Here is a 6,001-nt window from a genome sequence, read left to right on the forward strand (position 1 = left end):
TTCATCCTCTTTTTCAGACTATTTTTAAAACCTTCTTCAAAGATAAAGAGAAAATTGTCAACGCTCTTCAACTACCCTATTCTAACGCCAAATTGGAGGCCGCCAATAATCTCATTAAACTCATCAAACGCAATGCCTTTGGTTTTCGGAACTTTGAAAACTTCAAAAAACGGATTTTTATCGCTCTAAACATCAAAAAAGAAAGGACGAAATTTGTCCTTTCTAGAACTTAGCTTTTCTTCAACCCACTACAGTTGACAAAGAGCCAATTTTTTCAGTCTCTTAAATTTAATCTCAACTATTTTTTTGAGGGACAATGCTATAGATTTTAGAAAGATATCCTTTTTTTATTCTACCGATTTTCCATTTTTGCGATATGTCACTTAAAGTTACCAGAACCTGTGCTAGGCTAGGCATAAGTAGAAGTACATACATATAAACATATTGACTTTTTGTTTCCCAAAAAATATGAAATAGAAAACCACCAACAAAAAAGATATAAGGGTAGAGTTCAAAAGAATCTAGGGATAATTTTTCCCAAAAGAGTTTATAAATTAGATAAAGGCTTGTACATAGATAAGTTGTGATGAGGATGGTCATTCCAAATTTGTTTGCAAGGTGGTAACCATTTCGGCCTTCGTAGATACTTCTAAGGAAATTGGTATAAGTGTATTGTCTTCTTTCTATTTGCGGTCCTGTCCAAATGGATTGGAAGGTCGGCTCGGTCCAAGTTGAACGAATTTTTTCATAGAAGAACTTGAGGGCATAACTTGGTTGTTGGAAAAAGATAGCTAGGCGTTTTAATAGATCTTCTTTAGCTTGATTACTAGCCTTTTCTTCATCATAATTAAAGCGTTTTAAAATTTTTGTATTATAACCGTCATACCAGCCTCCAAGAGTTGCCCGATTCGGATCATCTCGAAGTCCCATGGTGACATAGGAAATAAGGGGGGTACCGTTGCCAATGTGTTGTCCGATAACTTCAGAATAATACTGTTTGATAGCCTTTCCTGAAAAAAAGAGTCCGATAGTAACCATGAAAATCGCTAGAAGTTTCTTCCAATCGCTTTTAGAAAGTAGATTCAGGAATAAGCAGGCAATCAGCATCAAAGCAAAGATTTGATAATTATTTCTTAGTAAACAAGCGATGCTGATAGCTAGTGAACCAGCTATCATATACCAAAAACTCCCTTTTTTGATTTTGATAAAACAATATAGAGCTAGAAGGCAGAAAAATAGACCAGGTACACTACCATAAACAAAGAGGATGAAGAGGAAATTTGGAAAGAAAATGAAAGTAAGCAGAATAGTGTATTTAACAATAATATCTTTTTTAAAAAGAAGTTTTGTGATTTTTGCGATTAAAAAATTACTTCCCAAGGTCCAAATAAGATTAAGGACAAATGCAAATTGAGTTGTTGGGAAAATCATGGTATAGAGACGCTCTAAGGTCATTAAACCTAGTTGGTGAGGATTACGATACATGTAGTCTCCAGTTGTTGTCAGAGAACTGTAATCGCCTTGATTGAATGCTATGGCTGCTTTATAGACATGACGAGCATCGGCGCGAATTACACCGTTGTGACCCATGATAAGGTAGGTGGCAGCTAAAACATAGAGGATAGTCCAAAATAGGAAGAGCTGTTTGCTGTTTACCCTATCTAAGGTAGATCTAAGAAAAATAAGGAGCAGTATAAAAGCAAAGACAGCAAAGTAAATAGAAAGTGGATTATTGGTAAAAATGACTCCCTCTGCAATAGTTAAAGGAATAAAAGTCCCACCCAATAGGCTCTGAATAGCTAAGAAACCAATGATAATTGTTGCAATTAAAAGGCAGGCATAGTAACCAAACTGATAAAGGTTAAAGAAAAAGCGTTTAAACATATTTCACCTCTGGCTTGATGAAATAACGCTGCTCCCCTATAGGAACTAGGGTGACGGGACAGTCATAAAATTCATTTAAAACATGAGGAATAAAAACGTCTTCTTTCTTTCCTTTGGCGATTATTTTTCCATTTTTTAAGAGGAGAAGGTGAGTCATAAAGGTTGTGATTTCCTCTGCATGGTGAGTGACATAGATAATGGTAGGAGCCTGTTTCATTTGGCTAATCTGTTCGATATGGTGAAGTAGTTGCTCTCTTGCAAAGAGATCGAGTCCACTTGTGGCTTCATCAAGAATTAAAATTTGAGGTTTGTCCATGAGAGCCCGTGCAATTAAGATGATTTGTCGTTCACCTTGAGAAAGAGAGTCGTATTTACGCCCAATTAAAGAGTCAGCTTTTAGTAGCTTCATCATATCCTGAGCTTGCTTGAGATCAGTTTCCTCATAAGATGTATAGAGAATACTACTTTTGAATTTTCCAGTTAGGACAATTTCTTCTGCCCTCATTCCTCGGGGGAAGCGTTCTGCTATGAAGGAACCGACGATTCCAATTTTTTTTCTGAGTTGAGAAATATCCCCGGTTCCAAAGGAGGTATCCAAAATCTCTATTTCTCCTTCACTTTGCCAAAATTCAGCTAAAATCAATCGAAGAAGAGTTGATTTTCCAGCTCCATTCAAACCTAAAATTGCCCAGATTTCTCCATTTGCTACTTCCCAATTTATGTCCTCTAGAATGGTTTTTTGTTGTCGCCTAAGAGTGACATGTTCCATTTTGATTTTCATCTGGTTTCCTTTCTTGTTTTATCTCATTCTTACAAAAAAACTTCTCTTTATTTTATCATATATGATATAATGAAACAAATACTAGAGGAGGTCACCATGTTTCAACGTAGTAAGTTATTTTTTTGGACAGTCGAAGTGTTACTGGCTAGTCTTGTTTTTTTCTTATGGAGACAGATGGGGGATACTATTACCCCTGTTGTCAGTGTTATTAATACGATTCTTATTCCTTTTTTAATTGCGGCTTTTTTATATTATCTTCTCAATCCTGTCGTTAAATTATTGGAGAAATATGCTAAAGTCAGTCGTGTGGTTAGTAGTCTATTGGCTGTCTTAATAGTGATAGCCCTGGTTGTTTTTGGTGTAGTTTATCTTTTGCCGATTCTAATTAGTCAGTTGACTAGCTTAATTAATTCTAGTCAATATTTTTATGAGGAAATTCAAACGTGGATCACCTCTCTTTCAGATAATCCAGCTTTTCAAAGTATCAATATAGAAAGAACTATTCAAGAACTGAATCTTTCTTATGTGGATATTTTAAGAAATCTACTTGATAGTGTGACGAGTAGTCTTGGCAACGTTGTTTCTGTCTTGATTAACACCATTTTTATTTTAGTGATGACACCAATTTTTTTGCTTTATTTTCTCTTAGATGGCTATAAACTGTTACCTTTTCTTGAAAAGACGGTTTTAAAACGAGATCGATTACAAATTTCTAGTTTGTTAGTGGAACTGAATCGTACGATTGCGCGCTATATTAGCGGAATTTCTATCGATGCTTTGATTATTTTTGCTTTGGCTTATATTGGTTATAGTATCATTGGCCTTCGTTATGCTTTGATTTTTGCTATTTTTTCTGGTTTTGCAAATCTTATCCCCTATATTGGACCTAGTCTAGGATTAATTCCGATGACAATCGCCTATGCTGTGATTGATCCGCAAAAACTTCTCTTTGCTCTTCCATACATGCTCATCGTACAACAAGTTGATGGCAATATCCTATATCCTAGAATTGTGGGTGGTGTGATGAAAGTTCACCCTATTACCATTATGGTTCTTCTTTTGTTAGCAAGTAATGTCTACGGTATTCTGGGAATGGTGGTAGTCATCCCAGTTTACTCTATCCTTAAGGAAATTGTTAAGTTCTTAACGAACCTTTATGAAAACCATAAGGCGGCTCAACAAAGTAAGAAAAATCGAGAGTACGGTATTGTGGAGAAATAATAACAATAGTAGCATGAGCCTTCGGGCTCAATTTTTTTTGTAAAAAATTTCGAAAACCTCTTGACATTATATATATATATATATAATAAAATAGAGATAATTTAAAGAAAAAAGGAGATGTGAAAATGGCTGAATAAGAAAGGGCAATGCAGGTATTGGAACAGGTAGTCAAATCGCCTGTGGTTAAGGTGGAGACTGCCAAGTTTTCATTGGAATTAATGGTTTTGTTGTTTATTAAGCGAATTTTTTGGATAGTTAAAACCATTTGGTTGTTAGTGTCAGTATTTTGTCGGATACTATTTTAGGGTATTTGACTAGCTATTTAAACGATTATAGGAGATAGAAAATGAAGTATTTTAAAATTGTCAGTTTGATTGCTAGTATTTTTATTTTTACGGCTTGTGCAAGTACTAGTAAAAATAGCGAAAATGGTAAGGCGAGCGATTCGATTGCTCTTCCTATCTCATCAGAGAAGATCGATAAGCAGAATTATAAAACGGTGGTAAATCAGTTAGAAGATGCTGGATTTACTAAAGTAAAAACGGAGAAAATAGAAGATTTGGTAACTGGGATTCTCAAAAAAGATGGTCAGGTTGAGAGTGTTTCAATTGCTGGAGAAACAGAATTTCAAAAAGGTGATGTTTTTGACAAAAACACTCCTATTACAGTAACCTATCATACATTTAAGAAAGAAAAGAAGGAGACGGTATCAAAAAAAGACAGTAGCTCTGAAGAGCCCAGCAAAGAGCCTTCCAGTCAGGCAGAATCGGCGTCATCAAGTAGAGAGACACCTACTGTTACCCCAAGCTATAAAATTGGTGATTTGGTAAAAGTCGGAGATATGGAGTATATCGTAAACTCTAGAACGACAGCTCAAAATGTTGGTGGTGAATTTGGGGTGAATGCAAATGGAACCTATCTAGTTTTAAATATAACAGTCAGAAATACAGGAAATAAGGCGATTACGGTTACAGATAGTTTCTTTAAACTTTTAAAAGAGAATACAGAGTTTGAAGTTGATTCAACGGCGGGTATTTATGCGAATGAAGATGCAGATTTTTTCCTATCGGATGTTAACCCAGGAAGTAGCATTACTGGAAATGTCATCTTTGATGTGACAACTGAGGTCGCAAATGACCCAGGTGTCATTTTGCAAGTACAAACAGGATTTTGGGGAACTCAAAAAGGGAAAATTCAACTAAACTAACTTTTTTACCTTTAATTGGTGAGTTTTTCGTCGTAAAGGGAAATTGTTTATTCTACATGAACTAGCAGGTCTATCATTCTGCTAGTTTTTCTATCGTTTCAGTTTTAAATTATGGTATAATTGATAAAACTAGTTGAATAGGTAGGTATTATTATGGACAATATTATCGATGTGTCAATTCCAGTGGCAGAAGTGGTCGACAAGCATCCTGAGGTGCTAGAAATCCTGGTAGAACTAGGGTTTAAACCTCTGGCTAATCCTATCATGCGTAATACTGTGGGGCGTAAGGTTTCTCTTAAACAAGGTTCAAAATTGGAAGGAACCCCTATGGACAAGATCGTGCGCACCCTTGAAGCTAATGGCTATGAAGTAGTTGGGTTAGACTAATGGCAGATGAACGCATTCATGTTCTACGAGATATTCTCTTAGAACTGCATAATGGGGCTTCTCCTGAGTCCGTGCAGGAGCGGTTTGATGCGACCTTTATAGGGGTTTCAGCTATCGAAATTTCTCTTATGGAGCACGAACTGATGAACTCGGATTCTGGGGTCACTTTTGAGGACGTCATGGAACTCTGCGATGTTCATGCTAATCTCTTTAAAAATGCAGTTCAGGGAGTGGAAATAGCGGACACGGAGCACCCGGGTCACCCTGTTCAAATCTTTAAGCAGGAAAATCTGGCTTTACGAGCGGCTATGATGCGGGTTCGGCGTCTGCTCGACACTTACAAAACCTGCGAAGATGCGGAGATGATTCCAGAACTGCAAAAAGGGCTTTTGCGCCAGTTAGGTTTGGTAGGTCAATTTGACAAGCATTACCGACGAAAAGAAGAACTCTTCTTTCCCATTATGGAGCGTTATGGACATGACTCTCCTCCTAAGGTTATGTGGGGGGTGGATGACCAAATT

Annotated in this window: 7 protein-coding genes; 5 read left to right on the forward strand and 2 right to left on the reverse strand. The window is 36.6% G+C overall.

Annotated elements, in window-relative coordinates:
- A partial coding sequence (locus tag STRDD10_RS08870; RefSeq protein ID WP_197458330.1) for a transposase occupies positions 1 to 233 on the forward strand: 233 nt, incomplete at its 5' end.
- Positions 234 to 294: 61 nt separating this feature from the next.
- Here the strand turns inward: STRDD10_RS08870 and STRDD10_RS08875 are convergent.
- Together STRDD10_RS08875 and STRDD10_RS08880 are read right to left on the reverse strand one after the other, a co-directional pair.
- Positions 295 to 1,884 carry a beta-carotene 15,15'-monooxygenase gene (locus STRDD10_RS08875; RefSeq protein WP_231853403.1) on the reverse strand — a complete coding sequence of 530 codons (1,590 nt, stop codon included), beginning with the start codon at positions 1,882 to 1,884 and terminating at the stop codon, positions 295 to 297.
- A complete protein-coding gene (locus STRDD10_RS08880; RefSeq protein ID WP_067195228.1) occupies positions 1,877 to 2,665 on the reverse strand; it encodes an ABC transporter ATP-binding protein in 789 nt (262 codons plus the stop codon). Before STRDD10_RS08880 ends, STRDD10_RS08875 begins: the two co-directional genes overlap by 8 nt.
- Positions 2,666 to 2,761: 96 nt before the next feature.
- Here STRDD10_RS08880 and STRDD10_RS08885 point away from each other — a divergent pair, with 96 nt between their 5' ends.
- From STRDD10_RS08885 to STRDD10_RS11645, 4 genes are all read left to right on the forward strand, one after another.
- Positions 2,762 to 3,886 (forward strand): AI-2E family transporter, encoded by a 1,125-nt coding sequence (locus STRDD10_RS08885; RefSeq protein ID WP_067195351.1) that lies wholly within the window; start codon positions 2,762 to 2,764, stop codon positions 3,884 to 3,886.
- A gap of 346 nt (positions 3,887 to 4,232) precedes the next feature.
- Positions 4,233 to 5,093 carry a DUF4352 domain-containing protein gene (locus tag STRDD10_RS08890; protein ID WP_067195230.1) on the forward strand — a complete coding sequence of 287 codons (861 nt, stop codon included), beginning with the start codon at positions 4,233 to 4,235 and terminating at the stop codon, positions 5,091 to 5,093.
- Between the two features lie 153 nt (positions 5,094 to 5,246).
- Positions 5,247 to 5,480 (forward strand): DUF1858 domain-containing protein, encoded by a 234-nt coding sequence (locus tag STRDD10_RS08895; RefSeq protein WP_067195232.1) that lies wholly within the window; start codon positions 5,247 to 5,249, stop codon positions 5,478 to 5,480.
- Positions 5,480 to 6,001 (forward strand): DUF438 domain-containing protein (locus STRDD10_RS11645; protein WP_231853404.1); only part of this gene is annotated, 522 nt, incomplete at its 3' end. The genes STRDD10_RS08895 and STRDD10_RS11645, both read left to right, overlap by 1 nt.

Source organism: Streptococcus sp. DD10 (genome assembly GCF_001578805.1).
In the GTDB taxonomy this organism is placed as follows: Bacteria; Bacillota; Bacilli; order Lactobacillales; family Streptococcaceae; genus Streptococcus.

Bases quoted from the DNA above. Each gene is read 5' to 3' on its own strand.
- STRDD10_RS08875 (WP_231853403.1), bottom strand. From the start codon at position 1,884: ATGTTTAAACGCTTTTTCTTTAACCTTTATCAGTTTGGTTACTATGCC.
- STRDD10_RS08880 (WP_067195228.1), bottom strand. From the start codon at position 2,665: ATGAAAATCAAAATGGAACATGTCACTCTTAGGCGACAACAAAAAACC.
- STRDD10_RS08885 (WP_067195351.1), top strand. From the start codon at position 2,762: ATGTTTCAACGTAGTAAGTTATTTTTTTGGACAGTCGAAGTGTTACTG.
- STRDD10_RS08890 (WP_067195230.1), top strand. From the start codon at position 4,233: ATGAAGTATTTTAAAATTGTCAGTTTGATTGCTAGTATTTTTATTTTT.
- STRDD10_RS08895 (WP_067195232.1), top strand. From the start codon at position 5,247: ATGGACAATATTATCGATGTGTCAATTCCAGTGGCAGAAGTGGTCGAC.